Below are 22525 nucleotides of genomic sequence, written 5' to 3' on the forward strand. Positions count from 1 at the left end.
AGAATGTATGAGTGGCAAACCTTTGAAAACCAGATTGTCTCTGTCCTTGGCGGTATTACTGAGTAGCAGCTTAACCCTGGGGCAGGCCCAAGCCGATTCGCTGGAGATTAATCTGACACTGCCGGAAATCACCACGGGCCAATACCACAGGCCTTACACAGCCGTGTGGGTGGAAGATGCCAAAGGGCAGAGCGTGCGAACTTTGAGCCTTTGGGTTATGCAGGAAGGCGAGGGGTACAAGTGGCTGAAAGACATTCGTCGCTGGTGGCGCAAGGCCGGGCGGGATGACATGAACTTTGTCGATGCCATTGCGTCGGCAACACGGCCTGCGGGCAAGTATCCCATCAGCTGGGACCTCAAAGATGACCAAGGGGGCCAGGTTGCCAACGGCAAATATACCTTGCTGGTGGAAGTGGTACGAGAGCACGGTGGCCGGGATTTGGTACGACACAAATTTCAGCTCGACGGCAAGCCTTTCAAAGCTGAAATAGCGCCCACCATAGAAACCGGCACGATTAGCCTTCAATACCTAGTGGAGTAAAAGATGATGAAAACAAGCAAACTCTTGTTGGCCCTGGGGGCCTGTCTGTTGGCACAAACGGCGCAGGCCCATGACAGATTTATACTGCCCAGCCAGTTTAATGTCTCTGCCGATCCCGGCAAAGGTGTGTGGATCACTTCAGATGTCAGCGCCAGTAACGAAGTCTTCCTGTTTGACAAACCTTTTGGCTCTGAAGATGTGCAAATCGTTACTCCGTCCGGCACCAAGGAGCGACCATCCTCGAGCTATCGCGGCAGCCGTAAGTCTGTGTTTGACTATCGCCTGACCGAAGACGGCACCTACAGATTCGAGAAAGAGACCCAGCCAAGATATATGTCGCGCTATAAGCTCAAGGGCCAGCAAGACAGCGTCCGTAGCCGTACTGACAAGCAAACCACCAAGGCGATGATGCCAAAAGGGGCGTACGATCTCGAAGGGGCGCTGTATTTCTCACGGGTCGAGTCCTATGTCACCCTCAACAAGCCAAGTGACAAGGCTTTTGAAGTGAAAGGGGAATACCTGGAACTCAAACCCTTGACCCATCCGGCTGACATAGTCGAGCAGGAACCCACTGAGCTGCAATTCTATTTCCAGGGTAAAGTGATTGCCGGTGTGGAAGTTGCGATTGTGAAGGAAGGCACGCTTTACCGTAACCAGAAACAGGAATTGACGCTGACCTCAGACAAAGAAGGCAAGGTGAGTTTTGAACTGCCCAGCGCCGGCCGCTATATGTTGCATGCATCATTCGAGCAACCTAACGCCGACACTCGTCTTGCGGATAAGACAGTCAGTGAAATTTTCCTCACTTTCGAGGCCGGTCTGCAATAACCTAAATAGTTCGAAGCAGGCACTTTCAAGTCCTATCACCTTGTGAGTGCCTGTCAGCACGGGGAGTTAAGCGCAAGCGTGCGCCGCTTGCCCGGGTTCGCATTTTGCTTGAATGCCAGGTGCAGGCCATTGCTTTTCATCGAATCATCCCCTAGGCTGCCAGCTTTCGATCATCAGGATAAGGAAACAGGGATGGCAGTCAAAACCTTTGTTTATGCTTCTGCGTTGTTAATGGCCAGCACCTGCGCCTATGCCAGTCAAGATGGCATGACCAAGCAAGAGAGCAGGCTTATGGCCGGTGTATGGCAGGGCACTTTGGGAAAGACGCAGATCCGCGCCTGCATTAACGAATATGGCGATTCAGGTAGCTATTATTATTTGAAATACTTGACGCCTATCAGCCTGGAATTCAAAGACAACCATTTCCAGGAGCAAGATGACAGCGGTCGTTGGCGACTCTCTCTTCAAGATGATCAGTTACAGGGCACTTGGTATCTGGCGCAAAGGGATAAAACCTTACCTATCAGCCTCAGCCGAGTCACTGCCGCCGATGGCGCAACAGACTGCAGCAGCGAAGCCTATAATCAGGCCTTGGAAACCCGGCCCCAAATAAAGCGCGGTGCCTGGCAAAGTTTCAACAACGCCTTGGAATTTCGTGAGCTTACCTACGGTGGTGAGATGGGGCTTGAACTTCGGGGCGCGCAAGCCGGGCTGAATAAAATCAATCATTGGCTTAAACAACGCCTTACCAGCGTTGAGTTGCTTGAACTCTATTACGAAACTCGCAGAGACTTTCTCGGGCGCATGGGCACAGCTTTCAGCGACGAAACCGGTGTAGAGCTGAGTTTTGCTAACGACACCTGGCTCAGTGTCAGATTCTACCGTTGGGCCGCAGGGCATGGCGCCAGCGGAATATCGATTAACTATACCAATTTTGATCTTAATACAGGTGAGCGTTTTCACCCTTGGCAATGGTTTTACGATACTGACCCCGATAAGCAGACACATCAGTTGCCATCTGGGCTGCAGGCCAAATGGTTCCCAACTGGTGAACAAGAGGAAGATCCCGAGTTCGATTGTGGTAGTACAGAATATGGTGCAAAGGGCTATTACCACTTAACTCTGGAAACCCAGGATGGGCTGGATGGGCTCAGATTCTGGGAATATCCTCGCGGTAACGGCTGCGAAAATGAATTCTTTTTACCTTTGAGTGACGTGGCGCCTTATCTCAATCAAACTGGTCGCCAGCAACTGGGATTGAAGTAACTGCGTGAGTCAAAGCGTAATTTCTCTGATGTTTTTTCAGGTATTGTTCAGACCAGCTTTTCCATAGGCGGGCAAACTGTGCTGAGGTTTAACGTCGTCACTCACCTTGACTCTGACCATAGGGATAGATAAAAAATAGTAAAGGTTTACGGGTAGGGAAGCCATTTCATCGAAAACAAGGAGAGTGTGATGCAAGGATTAAAGGGATTTTTATTATCTTCTCTGTTGGCATTGCTGGTGGGTTGCAGTTGGGCTGCCTTGGCGGGCATTGTTGGATTACTCCTGTTGCCTTCCATGTTTCCATCCAAGAGTTGGTTGGATCTGACCTATATGGTGGTGGGGACTATTTTAATGCTACAAGCACTGATAGCCGGTTGCTGGGCAGGTTGGCTGAGGGGGAGTGGTGTACTGATTAGGCACACTCTTGCCAAAGATTCGTTCTGGAAAACCAATCTATTTAGTGCCGGAGCGATATTATTGTTGTTCCTGGTGTTGCATTAGAAGAGGTTAGAATCTCAGCAGCAATAGGTTGGCTTGATAGGATAGCTAGTAAGCACAACCTTTGACTTGATTTTACTGTTACGGCCAAAGAAACCTGAAGGCAGGGTCATTGCCAGACGCAAGTATCGTCCAACTGGGATTCAGGGTCCATGTTGAATTCATAAACCTTATTTTTATTTTTCGGTTTATATTCAAAACGGTAAAAATTTGCCCCTTGAACAACAATGGTATAGTTTCCAGATGTCATTCCATCGACCTTTTCCAGGTATTTATAGGTATATTCGTAGGGTCTCCCTTCAGTGATTTCTATGCCTTCAAGACTCGTTTGCTCAAGCTTGATGACATCTGAGCCATTTTTATACCAAACCAGGGACTCTTTGCTCTCTTCATTGCCAAAGGAAAAAGCCAAGTATATTGGATGGGCTTCATCTTGAGACACGAAGCAATACCAATCAGTGGCATGTGCTTTGGTACAGGGAGTCGATATAAGGAGCATAAAAGGAACTAGCAGCTTCAGACCTTTGGGGAAGCCATTGCACTTGCTCGCTGGAGCTCTATACTTGTTGTTCATGTTGAGTTCGTTTCCAAGATAGATCTAATTGAGCCAAATAGACAATGGCTCTCTGCTTACTGATATGAGCGCTTCTTTGACAATTGTCTAATGAGAAAATATTTGCGCCGCAGCCGGCATGTTCAAATCGATGAATATAGCTTGCATCTGCTTAAAATCTATATCCAGGTTACTGTTTTTTATATCATCAAGAGCTGCAAGGTAGAGGCTTTCATAGTCTTCATCTTCCAGGTAGTTTTCAGAGATATATTCCCAATACTCTTGATCATAAAGAATTGCTATATCAAAATCATCAGTGTAGAAGTATTTAGCTGCAGGAGGAACATTTTCGAAGCACTCTTGATATAACCAATCATGGTCGGACGTTCCTGGTAGCTTACAATTTACATTCAACATTTCTAGCAGGTACTTTATCAAGTAAATTTGAGTTGCATCTGTGCTGGATTCACCAAAAGAATCTGAGTTTATGATCTGATCTAGCGCTTGCTCCAAGATCTCATCAGTTACAGTAAAATGCTGAGTGATAAATTCTAGATACTCTTTCTGATTATTTCGGCAGCCCATAAGTAGGAACATGTTGTGATCTAGCGGAAATTTATTCTCAACGATTTTTTTGAAAACATAAAAACTGTTCTCATACTGTGTTATTGTGAATATCCCTTCAGGGAAATCAACTTTGAGCTGTTCAGGGTGGAAATGATTCAGGAATGCTCCAATGCAGTCTTCCTTTAAATAATGTTCTATATCACTCATCAATAGTTGAAGAAAGATAACTTTCTTTTCTTCATTGTTTTTAAACGGGTAGTTGTTTAGTAAATACTCAAAGTCAGCTAGTACTTGCGTGGAAATAACATCGTACCACATGTCATCATAGCTATAGCACTTTAATTTATCAGCTTCTTTCTGATAGCGTTAATTAATTGTTCGTTATTCATGGTTTTTCTTTATGATATATGGATAGTGAAATATAGCAGCATCTTTAACTTGGCAACTATTGGTGGCAATGCTAAATTATTCTAACTTTGGATTTCAATGATACAGTCATCTGTGCTTCTGCAAGCGCCTCGGGGCTCAAGGCTCAAGCTTCATTCGCAGTAGGTACACTGACAACAAGCACAGGCTGTTAATAAGGTGTCCTCAATGTATCTCAATGAGAACACCTTAATTACTTTCAGTGCGGGTAGCTGGGCTGTTAACCGACTTGTGTCAAGAGTCAAATAAAGCCAGAGCTACCTATTACCACACTTCAATTCTAGTTGATATCCCGGCTTCGCCATCAGCTACAATGTCGATACTTTCCGGTATAAAACTATCTGCTTGATAATTCGGTGAGGCCGAGTAGTTACTTATGTTTCCTTGCTGGGCCAGCTCCATGACCTGTTGATCGAACACTTTTTTGCTCAGTGAGGCCGTCTTTGGTAGATAGACCACATTCATTGGGTCGTCCTGACCACCAAACTCCAATGGGAAGAGATAGGTTTTTCGCAACATACCTTGAGCTGCGAGCTCTTCTGCCTGTTCTCGATTGTCTATGTCCGAGTAGTTAATGGAAGCGGGATTTAACACCGAAGGTCTGTTAATGACACTGACTTGCTTATCGCTCGATGCAAGGAGTTTGGCTAACAGCTTGTCTCGACCGTTTTTCATTGACCAGGCCATCTCATCGTCAGTAATCACAGTCGCTATCAGTAGTTGGCCTTCACCATTAGGTAATGTGAAGCTACCTGGCAGCGGACTGTGTGCCTGGGTAATAAGTACATTGACGTAATCGCCGTCTCCCACCATGACATCTTCAATAGTTAGGCCGTTGTACTTTTTGACTCTTCCCAAAAGGTCTGCATCGTTAAGCATTTCCGCATTGACGGCCCATTGCAACAAACCTAGTGGCCAATCTGCCTCGCCTTGGGTAATTACTATAATTTCGTATCCATAACCCGGCCGCTCAGGATAGACAGGAACTGTTTCTTTTTTTGTCAGAGTCAGCTCAATGTTACCATCTGTTTGATTAATGTTTTGGGGCAAGTACTGGGTTGGCATATCCGGGTTGGTTAAACCAAAAGTGGTGTAAAGCCATAGGTCGTCACCCAATTCGCTGGCTTTAGACTTAAACAAGCCACCACCTGGCCATACACCTGTCATATGACCCAGTTTAAGGATCTCATCTGGGAACAGACCGAATTTCTTTTCGAATACAGCCGTTCTAGCGTCATATACGTTATCCCATAATATCTCTTGGTTTACTTCTGTCACTATATTACCTCCTTTTAATAAATTTTGACTTCATTTGTTATCGAAAATATCAGTCCAAAAAATGTATCTTATTATCTTTTACTTTTATATGTTCAAATAGATGTTTATATTTAACCTGCCGTCTTAATTTGAACATCTATTTGCAATCGATCACTATCAAAAATAGCTCAATAGGGTTGTGGGGGATTATCTCTTAGATGAAATACTAAACTTAGCAGAAATATATTGCTGTTTTGTTTTCTATGCTCTCGCTTGCGGCCTCATATAGGGCAATCCAAACACAGTATTCCCGATGAAAGTCGCCCTCGTTCTCGGCTAATTCATTGATTCTATCTGCCTCGGAATCTGAAGATTGTAGTGTAGTGCTCCATATCTGCGGTCCTACTATTTGAATAAACTGAACTTACCGGTAAATTCTTTAAGCACAGTCGTATCACCGAACATACAAATACCAAAGTATTCCAGATCTTGCTCGGATGTTTCAGCCGTTGCTTTTACCTGCTCGGCGGATGTTCCTACTATCATGGTGTTTGTAAAGTCAGTGAATGGGATATTTCGTTGCAGGAGTTCTTCACGGACTTTTCTGATCTTGTTCGAGTTGTCAGCTTTAAGAACGATAAATGGATAATGGGATATTGATGGATGAATACCTTCTTCCTTATCCCGATATTGCAGAAAACAGAGTCTGTCTAAGTCATTTACTTCAGCGACCAGTCCGGCCGTCATGTGACCCAGGGCATTGTACAGGCGCCCCATATCAACTTTTTTATTTAGTACGGCGACAAATCGTTTTGTGTTTTCATCTGGTAGAGAGGTGAAATCTATCATGGAATTTCCTGGTTTTTAATGGCGGTATCTAGCTTGTTATCCGGAAATGGTTTTAAACATTGGGAAAGGTCATCTGCCTATGCCTTTATACGAAAATCTGCAAAGTAAACAACCATTGGATGAGGGTCCTTTAGCATTTCATTGACCTTAGCCTTACCTAGTTTACGATGAAGAACACCTATGACACGCAATAGCGGATGTTCAGATTTAATACAATCATGAGCGGATAGGCTCAATGACTCGAAACATATAATTTTGAAGTCATAACTGCTGAACTCACCTGCTTCATATAAACTCCCCACAGTTCTTTCTAAGCCATCTACTGATTTATGTTTCAGGCAATCTGTTGGGGTTAACTCATGAAAATATGCCCCTTGTTCCGACCAAGACTCATAATCAGTAAGACTTATGCCTTGCTTGCCATCAATGACAACCCAACTTCGAGCAATTTCACCTTGTCGTCGATAAGAAGTTGTAAATATTTCAATTCTGCCTTTGATGGATTCAGCAAAATTTTCTTCAACTCGCTTTTTAAGTTTTGACCATTGCATAATTTCTACTTTTGGCAGTTGAAATGTGTATACGCGCTTTAAATATATAGCTTACTAATTCAGTAAATAACGGTTTTAAGGTGTTGATTATATACTCAAAACTATTCCTTAATAGCAATAAATATAATGATTCCCTATGCAGGCAAGTGTCAGTTGCCGTGTTTCTTACGGATGAATTAAGTCAGAGCCATACTATTTGTTGACCCAATAGGCGAACAATTATAGGAGGCCGACATGTCTAAAGCTAACACGCTTTCTTATCGAGTTTTACGTACAGAGGATATTATAATCCACGCTGTTAAAAATAAACACTTAGAAACACCGCCGGCCAGATCCTTCATTCTGCTATTGATGAGATTTAGCTATCGTTTGGAACTACTACAAGCTGAATGTTGTCACTATAAATAATCTTACCAGGTTTAATTGACAGTCTAATCGTTACAGTTATACCATACTTTTTAAGTAACTCGGCTACTTCATTTGATTTTTCCAGGTACAGTGAAGGGACGTTAAAAAACCAACTTTGTGCAACGAATCGTACATCAGGCGCTATCGGTTCTTTAAAACATTTCGGATTTTCCAAATTGCTGTTAAACCAAGCTGCTGTAGATTTATACCAATAGTATTCCTGTTCTGACATTACCTTCATGCGTTTAAGGTCACCCATAGCTGCAAAAATACCTTTCCTGTGCTGAGTACCACGAAACGTAAGGTTAGTTTCATATCGTACGAACATATTTTAGCCTAATTGTTGTATAGTGCGCATGTGTGACTCTCAAAACTCTTATTTACCTGAACTTGCTTATAAATGCATTACTTAATTGTTTTCTTACGCTAAATGATAAGAAAAATTAATGTCATGGCCTTAAATTCGGGGGAAAGGTCAGCATAGTGCAAACTGATGAGTAGTTTCTTAATGGTTTTTTAAGACAGTGTGAGGTTGGGTTGCGACAATGTCTAACCATACATTCGGCTTGAACAAAACAACATGCTGACATCAAGTTACAGAAACCATATGATATCAGTACTTAAATGTCATAAAGTCACATAAAAATTCAAATCAAACAGATATATGTTCAACAGACTCAGCAAAGTCTTCTTCATCTTTATCTCTTAAGAATGTAGCGATTTCTTGCAGGGGTAACTCATAACCTTTTTGAATTAAAGACCGAATAGCCTCCACATGTTCTTCATTTATATCATGTTCAAAAATTATAAATTCCCAAGGAAAGTCGGATATAGTATTTTGCGACGGAGTACCATCCAACCAAGAAATAAAAACAATAGGTTGCTCTGAAAAAACAAGACTCAGTAAATAGTCATATTCGGAAAGCTCACTTTCATTTGAAAATTTTTGATTGATATCCAAGCCTTTATCTACAATTTTTTTAAATGCAGCTTTACCTAACTCTTCTTCATAGTGCTCGTTGTATACAAGCCATGCCGCCGCCTCGGATAAAGCAGAAGAATCAAAATCAAAATTACCAAGCAAATAATCAAAGATCTTATATTCCTCTTTATAGCCAGAAAAAGCACTAGTCAAGAACTTATTTTGATCTATTTTACCGTCGACATCCAAAATCCCCTTTATAAAATTAAAATGAGCATCAAGACATAAGTAATGAATTTCACTTTCATCAGATATCAATAAAGTTCCATCAGAACCTTGCTCTGCAATAAGTTTAAACAATGGATTTTCAGATTGTAAAGGGTTAAATGAGCTTATTTTATAGTATGCGAGCTTATACAAATCATAATCAGAAATAATTTTTTGACTTCTAAGAGAACGTAATCTCTCTATATTGTCCTTATCATTCCATATTTTTCTGATGTAATGGTCCTTGTTTTTAAAAAAACAAGGAATTTATATCGTCGGTAGCTTTACCATGCACTAAAGAATCAATATCTTCGTAAGTTAATAAACTCATGTTAAACCTTATATTCAATATCTACTATGTCAGAACTATCTATTTTTCTTGAAAAATTTATTTTTAAATACATAAAGCCCCATGGTTATAGAACGATAATGGCAATTTGCTTTTATTGCCCATATCAATCAAATCAAACCTTCAGTATGCGTACAAAGAAAAGACAAAAAATTATCATCAGATGATTTATATAATCCACATCGGCTAAAAATTAACAAATTCTCCAAAAACACTTTTATATAAATCTAATCTTATAAAGACTCTCGGTATAACAAGAGTAAAGTCTATAACTAGGTCCAGTTTCACACCAATTAACTTGTGAGCTAGTTTTTCAGGCGCTGGAAATTTAGAAAAATTATCTTTATTGATTAAATAGTCTCTACCAACTACCATAAAATCTCATATTCATATTCATATTCATCTTCAACTTTTAACTGTATATCATCATTTCTTGGCTTGTGTACGAGATGTCACATTCGAATATTGAAGGGTAGAACATATAGGAGCATCTAGATTCTCGTTAATCGATTCAAATTTCCTTTGTATAAGTCTTGTTTATCCTTTTTGACATAATTAAGTGCCTTATGGTTTACAGATGGCAACCCTGATTGTGCCTACACATAATGATTTCCCGTGCAGGTATTGACCACCGTGTCGTCTCGTGGATTAGTTAAACCAGAGCCCCGCTGTTTGTTGTGTATTGGTCAAGTTAAGTTGGCCGGCACAGGATGAGTTTAATCGTGTAGATTAAGGACGTCGCGTCTGCGCTTAAATAATTATCTATCATAAAGTTTCCGCCATAGCTACCGCACGGGCACGAAACTGACTTCGTCCCTGAATTTGCCTGAAGGCGAAATGATGCCAGCCATCCCTGTATTGGCTGTTTTTATAACTAATTGAATTATCGTTAGAATAACCAAGTTGGCTTGGCGAAACAAGCCGCAAGTGCAGCCATGGTTTAGAAATGAGACTCTAAAGGCTTTTACTGACGGTAAGACAGTAATGGGGGAAGGAGTGATGAAAGGCCAAAGAGATATGGCCAAAGGCATTACCGAACGCGATAGCCTTTGGCCCTAAGTTTTACAGTGTGTAGCTCAACACAGATAGCGGCGCCGCTTTGCCTGGGCAGGATTAATCTGTGATTAACTCGAGTTGCATCAATAGCATATCTTCACCGTCTATGACCCGGGTATCCTGGCTGTGGCAGTGGGGGCAGATGACGGTACGTTCCTCTGGGGTACTTTGCTGCCGGCACTGATTGCAGGAGAGCGTCAGCGGCGCTATGTCGATATCGAGCACGGCATTGTGGCAGACGCTGTGTTCACGAAAGGTGTTGAAGGCGGTGCGAACCAACTCAGGCTCGACGCCGCTCATGGCGCCTATCTTGATGGCGACCCGGGCAATGCCCTTGGCGCCGTGCTCGGCGGCGAGTTGCTGGCACTGCTCCATCAGGGCGCTGACGATAGAATACTCGTGCATCAACAGATCCTCGGCAACAGTTCGCCCTGTGGCAGATCCAAATAACGGCGACTGCCCCAGGCCGATTCCAGTACCACTTTACCCGGATGTTGTTCGCCTACTTCGCCTATAATGCAGGCCTGGTCGCAATGGCCGAAGCGGCGCATGATTTCGACCGCGCCTTCGGCGAGTTCGCGGGGCAGGGCGACGACAAAGCTGCCTTCGTTGGCGAGATCCCAGGGCTCAAAACCGTAGAGTTCACAGACGCCACGTACCTCATCACAGACGGGAATGGCGGTTTCTCTGAGGGTAATGCCCTTGTTAGAGGCCTTGGCCCACTCGTTGAGCACGGCCGACAAGCCGCCGCGGGTGGCGTCACGCATGGCGTGGATCTCAAGATTGGCGGCGATCAGTTGCTCCACCACATTCCAGAGCACGGCGCAGTCGGAGCTGAGTTCAGACTCCAGCTCCAGCCCTTCACGGGCACTCAGGATGGCGGCGCCGTGACGGCCTATGTCCCGCGAAAGCAAGATGGCATCGCCGTTTCTTAGCGCATGAGCCGAAATGCCCGGCTTGAGAATGCGGCCTACCCCTGAGGTATTGATGAAAATGCCGTCGGCGCAGCCTTTGGGCACTACCTTGGTATCGCCGCAGACGATGCGGGCTCCGCATTGAGACAGGGCATCGGCCATGCTGGCCACTATTTGTTTCAGGCGGCTGATTTCAAAGCCTTCCTCTATGATAAAACCGCAGCTTAAATATTGCGGCTCGGCGCCCATCATAGCTAAGTCGTTGACTGTGCCGGCAATGGCCAGCTTGCCGATGTCGCCGCCTTTGAAGAACAGCGGCGCCACGGTAAATGAGTCTGTAGTAAAGGCGCAATCGCCGCCAAGATGCAAACAGGCGGCGTCTTCTTCGCGTCTGAGAATGGGGTTGTCGAAGGCATCGAAAAACAGCTTGTTGATAAGCTCAGCCATTTCCCGGCCACCGCCGCCATGGCTCAGTTGTACTCGTTTATCGGACATCAGTTTACTCCGGCATATCTGTAATAGGCATTGCAGGCGCCTTCAGAGCTGACCATGCAACTGCCGAGCGGTGTTTGCGGGGTGCAGCCGCGGCCAAATACTTTGCAATCCTTGGGATTGGCCATGCCGCGCAGAATATCGCCGCATTGGCAGGCTTTGTGATCGTCTATCTGTTTCACCGGCAAGCGCTCGGCAAAGCGGCGTTCGGCATCCCTGTGACTGTATTCGGGTTTCAGCATCAGTGCCGAGTCGGCAATGGGGCCAAGGCCGCGCCAACGAAAACTGGGGCGTACCTTAAAGAACTGCTCTACCTTTTGCTGCGCTAATAGATTGCCCTGTTCGCTGACGGCGCGTTGATACTGGTTTTCCAGTTCACAGCGGCCGCTGACTTTCTGTTTGACCAGCGCGAGAATGGATTGCATGACATCCACCGGCTCGAAGCCCGAGACCACCACAGGGGTGTGATAACGTTCCACCGCCGGACGATAGATGCGGGCGCCGCTGATAACGCTGACGTGGGCCGGGCCGATAAAGGCGTTGACCTTGGTCTCGGGGTGGCTCATTACCGCATCTATTGCCGGTGGTACCAGCACATGGTTGATATGAAACAAGAGGTTACTAAGGCCCTTGGCTTCGGCTTGCTCCAGCAGTATCGCCGTCATCGGCGTGGAGGTTTCAAAGCCGATGGCAAAATAGACTATGGTCTTGTCCGGGTTTTCTGCGGCGATTTTCAGCGCATCGAGCGGGGCATAGACGGCGCGGATATCATGGCCTTCGGCGCGCACAGAGGCGAGTGAACCCTTGGAGCCGGGAACCCGGATCATATCGCCCAGGGTCACCAAGATCACATCATCGAGGCGGGCGAGGGCGGCGGCCTGATCTATCCGCTCCTTGGGCATGACACATACCGGGCAACCCGGGCCATGAATGAAATGGATATTTTCCGGCAGCAGCTGCAGCAGGCCATATTTCATTATGGTGTGGGTGTGGCCGCCGCAGACCTCCATGATATTGAGTGGCTCGGCCAGCTTGGGAGCCAGTGCGGTGATTTCCTCGGCCAGATTACGGATCGTGGCCGGGCAGCGAAAGCCGTCGTACAGTTGCCTGAGTTCAAGCTCTGCCATCTTCCGCCTCCAGTTTGGCCGCTATCTCACGGTACAGCGCCAGGCTCTCGGCGGCAGATTCGGCATCTATCTTGTTCATCACAAAGCCGATATGGATAAGCACATAGTCGCCAATGGCAAGCGGTTCATCCAACAGATGACAGCTCACAGTGCGTTTAACCCCCAGGGTTTCCACGGTAACGCTCTGGCTTTCGGGGTGCAGCTCCACTACCTGGGATGGGATAGACAAACACATCAGCAAGCCTCCGAAGTGCGCTCGGTAAAGGCGGCGAGCTGCTTATCCAGCCACTGGGCGACCCGGGTCAAACTGGCGGGATCTTTGGTAGAGACTTCCAATACCTCGGCCTTGGGGTTGAGTTTACTCACCTGGGCGCGGGCCTCGGCGACATCAAAGTCAAAGTAGGGCAGCAGATCGCACTTGGTCAGCAGCACCAGATCGGCGCGGTGGAATATCACAGGATATTTTTCAATCTTGTCGTCGCCCTCGGGGATGGAAACCAGCACAATATTCATGTGGGTGCCCACATCATAACTGGCCGGGCACACCAGGTTGCCGACGTTCTCGACAAAGCAGATATCCATGTTGTCGAGCGCTTGCTGGTGCAGGGCACCGTGCACCATAAAGGCATCCAGGTGGCAGGCGCTGCCGGTTTGGATCTGAATCGCTTCTATGCCCTTGGCCTTGAGGCGGTCGGCATCCCGCGAGGTTTCCAGATCGCCTTCAATGACGCAGTATTTTTTGTCTGTATAGGCACCGAGATGCTCCAGCAGGCTGGTTTTGCCACTGCCGGGGCTACTCATGATATTGAAGGCCATCACCCCGTGGGATTCGAAGTGTTCACGGTTGTGCTGGGCTTCGATATCGTTTTTGTCGAGGATCTTGTGGATCACCGACAGTGTCTTGCTGTCGTTCAGCTGCGGGTTGGTGTGTACTGTGCCTTGGCTATGAGAATGGCTGTGAGAGTGCTCATGGGAATGGCCATGAGAGTGACTGTGACCGTGCTTGTGATCGTGACTGTGAGAATGACCATGCTCGTGAGAATGATGCCCGCCGTTGCCCCTGGGCAGTGAACATCCGCAATCTTTACACATAATGAACTCCCTTTGGTTCCTTAATCTGAGCATGCGCCGCTTTGGCGGCAGATGCCTTGATATCAATCAGTAATTTCAACGTTCGGTCAGGCTCTGTGTGAGCCCGGGTTGATGTAATCCATACCAGAGCTGCCCGAGGGCGATACCGCCATCATTGACCGGCACCAGGCCGGGTTTCAAGCGGTGAAATTCAAGCCGGGCGAGTTCCCGGTGGCAGTATTCACTGAGAAGCCTACTTTGAAACACGCCGCCGCTCAGTACCAGCGGCAGCTCGTCTATTCCTTCGGCCTTGAGCCAGTTACGGGCTTTGAGCGCCGCGGTGATAATCCCTTTGCCTATGGCCTGAATAAAGGCCAGCGCCAGCAGTTCACTGTCCGGCTCGGTGCGCCAGGCTTGCAGCAGCGCCGAAAATAACGGCGCGCTTTGCCAATGCCCAAGCACCAGCTCGGCGCGAGTGTTTGTCGGTTCGAGCTCATGTTCAAGCTTCAGCTCTAAGCCTAGCTTCTCGGCGCTTTGCTGTTTCCCGGCGGCAATGGCTCGGCGGGCAAGGGTTTCCAGGATAATCCCGGCTTGGCCTTCATATTGGCTGAGTCTCAAGTTCGCCAGCAGCGCGGCGGCGGCATCGAATAAACGGCCGATGGAGTGGCTCTTGGGACCTATGCCACAGTTGGCGAGCTTGCCAAGGTTGGCCAGCTTGGCAGCAGGCTCGGCAGCAAAGACCGCCAATTGCTGCAACTCTTCAATGTCATGGTTTTGCAACAGCAGGCTATAGAGCAGGCGCCAAGGCTCGCGAATGGCCTGCTCGCCTCCGAGCAGTGTCATCGGGCTCAGGGTTGCCAGACGCTGAAATCCCTGACAGTCGGCCAGCAGCAGTTCGCCGCCCCAGAGCTGGTTGTCATCTCCAAGCCCTGTGCCATCAAAGCTGAAGCCCAGCACCTTGCCGCTGTAATCATTGGCTGCCATCACCGCCAGCAGATGGGCGAAGTGATGCTGCACCTCAAGCTGCCGAGTACTTTGACGCTCGGCCCAGCGGCTGGACGCGTAGTCGGGGTGTTTATCGCGGATGATGGCCTCGGGCTCAAAGCGGTACAGGCGATGGAAATTCTGCAAAGTGCGCTCGAAATAGCCTTCTGCCTCAACACTGAAAAGATCGCCTATATGGGGGCTGAGATAGAGCTGATTACCGATATTGAGCGCCAGGGTGTTTTTCTGTTGTGGGCCCACGGCCAGCAGTGACGGCAGCTTGTTGGAGCTGTTGTCTCCAGAGTCCTTACTCGCCAAGCTCTTGCTTGGCAGGCTCAGCGGTGCATAACCGCGGGCGAGACGCAGTACTTGCAGTTCATTATCCAGCATCTGCACCACAGAGTCGTCACAGCCGTTGATGATGGGGCGGTTATGATCCAGTATTGCATCGACCACAGCCAGAGGTGGTTTGCCGAGTTGCCGTAGCACCTCGTCGCCGTCTGTGATAATCGGTTCGCCGGAGCGGTTGGCACTGGTGGCCACCAGCGGCCGCTGCAGGCCATCGAGCAGCAGGGTATGCAGCGGCGTATAAGGCAGGAACAAACCCAGCCGATCGATATCCGGCGCTATGGCGCTGCTGAGTGCCGGAGCGTCAGTCTGGTGTTGCTTCTTGGCCATAAGCACAATCGGCCGCTCCTGACTACTGAGCAGTTGCCATTCGGCGCTCGAGCCTTCGGCATATTGTTTGGCGAACTCGATTGAGGGCATCATCAGTGCCAGCGGCTTGGCCGGGCGGCACTTGCGGCGCCTAAGTTCAGTGACTGCGTCATGATTACCGGCATCGCAGATCAGATGAAAGCCCCCTAGGCCCTTGATGGCGAGGATTTTGCCCTGTTCGATAAGGGCAATGGTTTGCGCCAGCGCTTGCTCTCTCTTGGCGAGGATTTCGCCGCCTGCGCCACGCAGTGTCAGCTCGGGGCCACATTTGGGGCAACTGACCGGCTGGGCGTGATAGCGCCTGTCCATAGGGTCTTCATAGGCCTGGCGGCAGGCATCACAAAGGGCAAAGCCCGCCATGGCGGTATTGTGTCTGTCGTAGGGCAGGTTGCGGATAATGGTGTATCTGGGGCCGCAGTGGGTGCAGTTGGTGAAGGGGTAACCGAAGTGGCGATTGTTGGGATCGCGAATCTCGGCCAAGCAGGCATCGCAGCTGCTCTTGTCGCTGCCCACAGTGACTATGGCCGCCGCTTGCCCCGCACTGCTGTGCGCTATGGTGAAATCTTGCAAGTCCTGCACTTGGGCATGGCTGACGGTGAGCTCATCAATGCGGCACAGCGGCGGGCGCTCGGTATCGAGCGCGGCTCGAAATCCTGCCAGCGCCATCTCCGGACCTTGCACCAATATGCTGACGCCCTGGCCATCGTTGAGCACATGGCCCGTGAGCTGAAAGCGTTTTGCCAACTGGAAAATCCAGGGGCGAAAACCCACCCCCTGGACTATGCCTTTGATATTGAAGCTTTGGGCAACAAGCGCTGTCATCAGCGCCTCCTTTGCCTGAGCCAAAGTGCGCCGGCGGCGAGCAGGGCGCCATCGAGATCGAGCAGTTGACTGGCCGCCAGCGGGAAGTTTTTGCCGATGCGGATGGCGATTCTCTTGCTCAGAACCGGGTTGGCCATGGCGCTGCCGGCCAGAAACACACAATCTATACCAACGCTGAGATCCAGATGCTCGACCCAGTTGGCCAGATAGTCAGCCAGTGAATCCTGGGCGGCGAAGCAGAGCTTGGCGGCATCTGTGTCACCGGCGAGGCGGAAACTCATGACAGTGCCCAGCGTTTTGCACCAGTTAAGGCCGCGCACCGCTTCGCCCTTGGCCAAGGGGTAATCGATTCGCGGTGCGTTGGCGCCCTTGTAACTCATGGCGGCGGCGATAAAGGCATCTTTAAGCTCAGTGGCCGACTGACCCTGCTGACCAAGCCCACTGATGATGGCGATAACGGCCCATAGCGCATCCAACCCGGGGAAGGCGGATGGCTGCTGACTGCCAAAATCCAGCAGGCGGTTATAACACTCGGGGAATTGGCTTTTGAATTTTTGCACCACAGTGCGCTGCGGGCTTTGCTCCAGTGCGTGTACTATCTCATAGCCGCTGGCGGGCAGTTGAGTCAGCTCAAAGAAGCACTCTTGTTTGCCGTCCTTATCCAGATAGCGTATTTGTGAGGGATTCGAGCCACTGAAATAGAGCAGTGCGGCTTTTTTTATACCTGAGAATTCGGCCAGCAGCGCGTTGAAGGCGCATTCGGCGCCGTGATCGGTGGCCACTTGCCAGATATTCGCGTCATTCTCCGTGGCCGCTCTCAATACAATTTGCGGCTCTTTTGGGTTGCCTGGGCTTTGAACGGTCGCCACTGATTTGCCGAACCTTGCCTCATCGTGCAGGGTTTCCGGCAAGGCATGGCCTGAGCTTGCCTTACTCAGCCGCGCCTGGTGAGCATAGAGCGGCAGATAGTGACCGGCTATCCAGCATAGCTCTACACGGGAAGGCTGGGATAACTCGACCGCAAACAGATAATCGCAGCCCTTGATACGCAAATACTCGCAGATGATCAGCAGCAGTCTGCTATCGGCAAACGCCACTGAGTACAAGGGCTGTGTGAGCCTGGGGTGCTGCGAGCAGGGTCTTAATTGCAGCGCAGGTTTTTCCATCGAAGAAAGCGCCAGCACTTCGGCATCGGTCAGCAGGAAGTGGGCGTTGAGGCTATTGGGATTGCAGCAGATAAGTGTTTGGCCGCTGGGTATGCCCTGAGGCATATCATCTTGTTTGCGACTCAGTTTTAGGCGCCGATTGCCGCTGTCGGTGAGCGTGAGCGATTTGCCCTCAAGCAGTTGCTCGGCCATGGCGCGGATATCGCTTGGTTGCAGGGCGCAGAGCTCCGGCTCAGCCAATACCGCCTCTTCGCCAAGGCAGTGGGGGCAGGGCAAACGGATATTGGCAAAATCAGGGTGTTGGTTATCGCCCAAACGAGGCTGGCAGTACTGACAAAACGCCAGGCTCGGCCGAGTGGTTGAATTGGGAAGTACGTCGGCTAAAGCCAGTGGCGTGGCGGCGCCGAGTCTTTCCTCTGCCAGTAAAATACGTGAGTCCAGCAAGCTGGTGCTCAAGAGAAAATCACCCGCAATCTCATCGGCGAGCTGCTCAAGCTCACTCTGGCTCCCCTCGGCTTCGAGAATATATCGCCAGAGGATCCTGGGCGCCTGATGATTGTGCTCCAGGGCGGCAGCAGTGCTTTGCTTGGCCGCGGATTTCAACGGCAACAGGGCGACAGTGATATTCAGCTTATCGTAATTAAGATATTGGTTACATAAATGCCCATACCAAGGCTGCTGCGAGGCGCAGTCAAATTCGAATCTAACGAGTTTCATGGGATGTTTCCGGCAGTTTGTCTTCTTCATCGACCTTTGCTGCTACAGATAGCTTTGGGCGATAGGAGTGGGGAATAAGGGCTTCTATGTCAGTGTTACCGGTTTTTTGGCATTGCCAGCCAAGGTGCTGCAGATAGTTGATAAGCGTGGTTTCCATCAAGGGCACGGCGGCGGCAATTTGCGGTGTGAGCCCAAGCGTCATGGGTTCAATCACGGTTGGGGTGATCCCAAGCACCATGGTGTGGGGCCTGTCGCCAAGCATCTCCATCATGATCAGGGTTTGCAGCATTTCCACTTCATGGGCGCTGCCTTGCCAATCGATTTCAGGCGGAGCCTTATCGAAGTCGAAGAAATAGACTTCGCCGGGTTTGGCGCCTGCGGCATTGACTGTATCGACCAAGAGCAAAGCGTCGTACTTGGCAATGATGGGGGTAAGCCCCTGTGCCAAGGTGCCGCCGTCGAGGAGATCGAGCTGGTCGCTTGGGTGAGTAAATTGATAGTTTTCATTGAGGTAATTGACAAAATGTACGCCGATACCTTCATCGGCGTACAGGACATTGCCAATACCCAGCAGCAATATCTTCATCTGACCTCTAGTGCTTGTCCGGGTGATAGTCATAACCTGAGACAATAGAGTCCACTGAGTTATGTTTGAAGCGGATACCTGTCCAGACTGCCATATAAACGTGGATAACCACGAAGATGACAAAGGCCCAGGTCAGATAATGGTGCCAGATCCTGACCATGGCCAGGCCACCCATCTGCGCCGTGATCCAGCCGGAGATATCCCACAGCCAGCCGCCCATACCTTGATGGTAGACGTTGGCATAGAGTACCAGCCCGGTAATACAGATCACCGCAGCCATTACAGACACTGCCAGATAGGTCATAAACTGCAGTGGGCCATAGACACCGGCCTTGTTCAGCTTACCCATCCACAGATAGGACTTGAGCTGAACTATCCAACTCTTCAAGCTCATCACATCCCGAAACGAGCGCCGCTCAATATCGCTCTTGCTGAAGAAGAACAGATAAGCTCGGGCCAGGGTAATGGCACAGAGGATAAAGCCGAAGATCAGGTGGGCAAAGCGGATCCAGCCTTGCACCAACACATCACTGGACTCGGGCGCCACCAGAAATGGCCAGGCGATATAAAAGCCTGTCATCACAAGTACCAAAATCGCCAGCGCTCTGAGCCAGTGAAATATCCGGATCGCGGCGCTGAATACTATCTCCTGTTTATAGGAAACACTCGATGTAGCCATGACGCTTCCTCCTTAGCGGGCATTGGGATCGATACGGAATTCGCCCAAGGATTGCCCCTTGTAATCCATCACGTGTACGGCGCAGGCCATACAGGGATCGAAAGAGTGAATAATGCGGATCACTTCCAGTGGCTTGGCGGGATCTTCAAGTTTCAAGCCTATCAGTGATGCCTCATAAGGCCCCATCTGTCCCTTGGCATCCACAGGCCCTGCGTTCCAGGTGGTGGGCACCACGGCCTGATAGTTTTCCACCAGTCCCCCCTTGATGCGGATCCAGTGACTCAGCATACCGCGGGGTGCTTCAATCATGGCGTGGCCGACATACTCTTTGTTGCTGTCGAGCTCAGGCTTGATATAAGTGCTGTCGTCACTCTGGATATTGGTCAGCAGGGCGTCGAAGGTGCGCAATCCCTCTTTGGCCACAATCGAGGTTTGCAACATACGCGCCGCGGTGCGGCCAAGGGTGGTGAACAGGGCTTCAATCGGCAAGCCGGTACGTTGCAGCAAACCATTGACGGCATCGACTACCACTTGATTGCCTCTGGCATAGTTCACCAGCAGGCAGGCGAGTGGGCCCACTTCCACAGGTTCACCTTGGTAACGGGGGGATTTCACCCAGCTGTATTTGTTGTCACCATCCAGGGTCGGCAGTTTGCCGTAAACCGTGTCGCGCTCTACAAAGCCGGTGTAATCCGGAATTGTGGTGCCATCGTAAGGGTGTTGCGGCTTGTCGGCCTTGTACCAGGCGTGGGTGACATCTTCGGCAATCAGGTCCGGGTTGATATCGCTGACACCGGCCAGGTCGCCCTTGAGGATAACCCCTTGTTCAAACAGATACTCACCATCGGCTGTGACAAAGTCGTTGGTAGCCATAAAGCTCTTGATGTTAACGCCGCCCAGTACAGAGGCTTCGCCGCCGAAGGCTTCGGCCGCCATCACGATATCGGCCTTGTAACCACGCTCGATAAAGTCAGCCACAATGGCATGTTTTTGTTTCCACTCCTGTAATCTTGCCGGGCTCAGCATATCACGCACCGAGGTAACACCGCCGACGACCAGAGACTGAGGGTGAGGCTGCTTGCCGCCGAAAATCGCCATCATCTCTGCCGCAACCCGCTGTACTTCCAGTGCCTTGAGATAGTGCGACAGGGCAATCAGGTTCTGCTCTGGGGTGAATTTATAGGTACCGTTACCCCAATAGGCGTTGGCGAAAGGCCCAAGCTTACCGGTTTCGACAAAGCCTTTGACTCTCTCCTGAACGGCCCTGAGTTCACCTTCACCGGCGGCAATCGGCTTGTCTGTGTACTTGAGTGCTACTTGAGCCGCCTTGGCGGGATCGGCACTAAGAGCGGAAACCACATCCACCCAGTCCAGACCATGCAGATGATAGAAATGCACTATATGGTCGTGCATAAACAGTGAAGTGTGCATCAAGGAGCGCAGATAGCGGGCGTTGAGCGGAATTTTCATCCCCAGAGCATTTTCCACCGCTTCGGTGCCGCAGCGATAGTGGGAATAGGTACACACACCGCAGATCCGCTGCACGATAAGGCCCACATCCATAGGCGTACGGCCCTTGAGGATCACCTCAATACCGCGCCACAGGGTGGAGGAGGACCAGGCTTTTTGCACCACATTGTTTTCATCGACTTCCACCTCAACACGCAGGTGGCCTTCGATACGGGTAATGGGATCTATGACTACACGTTGGTTCATTGATTAATCCTCCTTCGAACCGGCAAACAGACTGGCAACCGCATGGGCGCCGATACCCACCACAGTGGCACCGAGAATGACAGCGCCTATGGTATCGGCGGTGGCATCCAGGCCATGCAGCAGTTGTCTGCCAAGAGGTTTTTCAAAGTCAGCCATGTCATCCCAGAAGTTGGGCTCAGAGCAGCCCATGCAGCCATGACCGGCCAGCACAGGCCAACTGGTATGGTGATTGAAGCGCTCGGTCGGGCAGTTGTTGTAGGTGTAAGGGCCCTTACAGCCTACCTTGTAGAGGCAATAGCCCTCTTTGGCACCAGTATCGCCGAATTCCTCGACAAATTCACCGGCGTCGAAACGGCCACGGCGCTCGCAATTGTCGTGCACCCTGGCACCATAGGCCCACTTGGGCCGATTGAACATGTCCAGGGCAGGGAGCTTGCCAAACATGATGAAGTACATCAGGGTGCCGACAATATTCTTTTCACTCGGTGGGCAGCCACCCAGGTTGATGACCGTCTTGTTGACCACTTCATGGACGCCCTTGGCACCGGTTGGGTTGGGCGCTGCCGCCTGAACCCCGCCGAAGGAGGCACAGGTACCCACAGAAATTATCGCGGCAGCACCTTCGGCGGCGTGCTTGATGATTTCAAGCCCGGTGTGGCCCTTACAGCCGACCGTTAAGAAGGCGCCGTTGTTGGCCGTTGGCACAGCCCCTTCAACCGCCAGCAGGTAGTTGCCTTTGTAGGCTTCAAGGGCGTGCTCCAGATTCTCTTCTGCTTGCCAGCCGGCGGCAGCCATCAGGGTCTCGTGGTATTCCAGCGAGATATGATCGAAGATCAACGAATCCAGATTCGGCGTGTCGGCACGCACCAGAGATTCGGAGCAACCTGTGCACTCGGCCAGATGCAACCAAATCAGAGGTACCCGATCGGCCAGTTCGGCAGCTTCGGCCACCAGGTTGGAGAAGGGCAAGGGCAACGCCAGCATGGCGGTAACCGATGCACTCCACTTCATAAAGTCACGGCGGGTCAGGCCGTGATCCAGCATACGTTCCTGTAAAGATTTGTCCTGGCGGGCGGGCAGCTGACGCAATTTCTCCAGCCGTTGCCGTCCTTGCTCGTAAAGGGCTGCATGTGTGTCCATGGTTGAACCTTTTATTTATAAGAATGTAATAGCTTTTAACTCACACAAATCACGCC

22 protein-coding genes are annotated in these 22525 nt (G+C 49.8%); 4 read left to right on the forward strand and 18 right to left on the reverse strand.

Annotated elements, in window-relative coordinates:
• Positions 1-7: 7 nt before the first annotated feature.
• From HCX89_RS09595 to HCX89_RS09610, 4 genes are all read left to right on the forward strand, one after another.
• Positions 8-541 (forward strand): DUF2271 domain-containing protein, encoded by a 534-nt coding sequence (locus HCX89_RS09595; RefSeq protein WP_025010275.1) that lies wholly within the window; start codon positions 8-10, stop codon positions 539-541.
• Positions 542-547: 6 nt separating this feature from the next.
• Entirely contained in the window at positions 548-1369 is an 822-nt protein-coding gene (locus HCX89_RS09600) for a DUF4198 domain-containing protein (RefSeq protein ID WP_071237512.1), read from the forward strand.
• Between the two features lie 192 nt (positions 1370-1561).
• Positions 1562-2635, forward strand: coding sequence for a hypothetical protein (locus HCX89_RS09605; protein WP_025010277.1), 1074 nt, complete (start codon positions 1562-1564; stop codon positions 2633-2635).
• Between the two features lie 189 nt (positions 2636-2824).
• Positions 2825-3136, forward strand: a complete 312-nt coding sequence (locus tag HCX89_RS09610) for a hypothetical protein (RefSeq protein WP_028779971.1) — start codon at positions 2825-2827, stop codon at positions 3134-3136.
• 106 nt (positions 3137-3242) lie between these two features.
• Here the strand turns inward: HCX89_RS09610 and HCX89_RS09615 are convergent, their stop codons facing one another.
• From HCX89_RS09615 to hyaA, 18 genes are all read right to left on the reverse strand, one after another.
• Positions 3243-3707 carry a hypothetical protein gene (locus tag HCX89_RS09615; RefSeq protein ID WP_025010279.1) on the reverse strand — a complete coding sequence of 155 codons (465 nt, stop codon included), beginning with the start codon at positions 3705-3707 and terminating at the stop codon, positions 3243-3245.
• An 87-nt stretch (positions 3708-3794) separates the two neighbouring features.
• Entirely contained in the window at positions 3795-4571 is a 777-nt protein-coding gene (locus tag HCX89_RS09620) for a hypothetical protein (protein ID WP_167715832.1), read from the reverse strand.
• 372 nt (positions 4572-4943) lie between these two features.
• Positions 4944-5957 (reverse strand): suppressor of fused domain protein, encoded by a 1014-nt coding sequence (locus HCX89_RS09625; RefSeq protein WP_052658051.1) that lies wholly within the window; start codon positions 5955-5957, stop codon positions 4944-4946.
• A gap of 384 nt (positions 5958-6341) precedes the next feature.
• Positions 6342-6785 (reverse strand): DUF2000 domain-containing protein, encoded by a 444-nt coding sequence (locus tag HCX89_RS09630; protein ID WP_044734545.1) that lies wholly within the window; start codon positions 6783-6785, stop codon positions 6342-6344.
• A gap of 77 nt (positions 6786-6862) precedes the next feature.
• On the reverse strand, positions 6863-7336 hold the full coding sequence (locus tag HCX89_RS09635) for a hypothetical protein (protein WP_167715835.1): 474 nt from the start codon (positions 7334-7336) through the stop codon (positions 6863-6865).
• Positions 7337-7694: 358 nt separating this feature from the next.
• Positions 7695-8072, reverse strand: coding sequence for a hypothetical protein (locus HCX89_RS09640; protein ID WP_167715838.1), 378 nt, complete (start codon positions 8070-8072; stop codon positions 7695-7697).
• A gap of 324 nt (positions 8073-8396) precedes the next feature.
• Complete coding sequence (locus HCX89_RS09645; protein WP_167715840.1) at positions 8397-9026, reverse strand: hypothetical protein; 630 nt, start codon at positions 9024-9026, stop codon at positions 8397-8399.
• A gap of 1369 nt (positions 9027-10395) precedes the next feature.
• Positions 10396-10743: a hydrogenase maturation nickel metallochaperone HypA gene (hypA, locus tag HCX89_RS09650; protein WP_101096803.1), complete on the reverse strand. Its 348-nt coding sequence runs from the start codon at positions 10741-10743 to the stop codon at positions 10396-10398.
• Positions 10743-11747, reverse strand: coding sequence for a hydrogenase expression/formation protein HypE (gene hypE / locus HCX89_RS09655; protein ID WP_062793448.1), 1005 nt, complete (start codon positions 11745-11747; stop codon positions 10743-10745). The genes hypA and hypE overlap by 1 nt, the downstream gene beginning before the upstream one ends.
• Complete coding sequence (gene hypD / locus HCX89_RS09660; RefSeq protein ID WP_025887312.1) at positions 11747-12871, reverse strand: hydrogenase formation protein HypD; 1125 nt, start codon at positions 12869-12871, stop codon at positions 11747-11749. The genes hypE and hypD overlap by 1 nt, the downstream gene beginning before the upstream one ends.
• The gene (locus HCX89_RS09665; protein WP_025010286.1) at positions 12858-13106 is read right to left on the reverse strand and encodes a HypC/HybG/HupF family hydrogenase formation chaperone; all 249 of its coding nucleotides are present in this window, start codon (positions 13104-13106) and stop codon (positions 12858-12860) included. Before HCX89_RS09665 ends, hypD begins: the two co-directional genes overlap by 14 nt.
• The gene (gene hypB / locus HCX89_RS09670; protein WP_167715843.1) at positions 13106-13963 is read right to left on the reverse strand and encodes a hydrogenase nickel incorporation protein HypB; all 858 of its coding nucleotides are present in this window, start codon (positions 13961-13963) and stop codon (positions 13106-13108) included. The genes HCX89_RS09665 and hypB overlap by 1 nt, the downstream gene beginning before the upstream one ends.
• Before the next feature lie 75 nt (positions 13964-14038).
• Entirely contained in the window at positions 14039-16465 is a 2427-nt protein-coding gene (hypF, locus tag HCX89_RS09675) for a carbamoyltransferase HypF (protein WP_167715846.1), read from the reverse strand.
• The gene (locus HCX89_RS09680; RefSeq protein WP_144224248.1) at positions 16465-18348 is read right to left on the reverse strand and encodes a NiFe hydrogenase; all 1884 of its coding nucleotides are present in this window, start codon (positions 18346-18348) and stop codon (positions 16465-16467) included. The genes hypF and HCX89_RS09680 overlap by 1 nt, the downstream gene beginning before the upstream one ends.
• Positions 18335-18934: a HyaD/HybD family hydrogenase maturation endopeptidase gene (locus HCX89_RS09685; protein WP_025887315.1), complete on the reverse strand. Its 600-nt coding sequence runs from the start codon at positions 18932-18934 to the stop codon at positions 18335-18337. The genes HCX89_RS09680 and HCX89_RS09685 overlap by 14 nt, the downstream gene beginning before the upstream one ends.
• A 7-nt stretch (positions 18935-18941) precedes the next feature.
• Positions 18942-19613, reverse strand: coding sequence for a Ni/Fe-hydrogenase, b-type cytochrome subunit (cybH, locus tag HCX89_RS09690; protein ID WP_044734539.1), 672 nt, complete (start codon positions 19611-19613; stop codon positions 18942-18944).
• A gap of 12 nt (positions 19614-19625) precedes the next feature.
• Complete coding sequence (gene hyaB / locus HCX89_RS09695) at positions 19626-21329, reverse strand: nickel-dependent hydrogenase large subunit (protein ID WP_044734538.1); 1704 nt, start codon at positions 21327-21329, stop codon at positions 19626-19628.
• A gap of 3 nt (positions 21330-21332) precedes the next feature.
• A complete protein-coding gene (gene hyaA, locus HCX89_RS09700) occupies positions 21333-22469 on the reverse strand; it encodes a nickel-dependent hydrogenase small subunit (protein WP_062793451.1) in 1137 nt (378 codons plus the stop codon).
• Positions 22470-22525: the final 56 nt, after the last annotated feature.

This window comes from Shewanella sp. Iso12 (assembly GCF_012030025.1).
Classification (GTDB): domain Bacteria; phylum Pseudomonadota; class Gammaproteobacteria; order Enterobacterales; family Shewanellaceae; genus Shewanella; species Shewanella algae.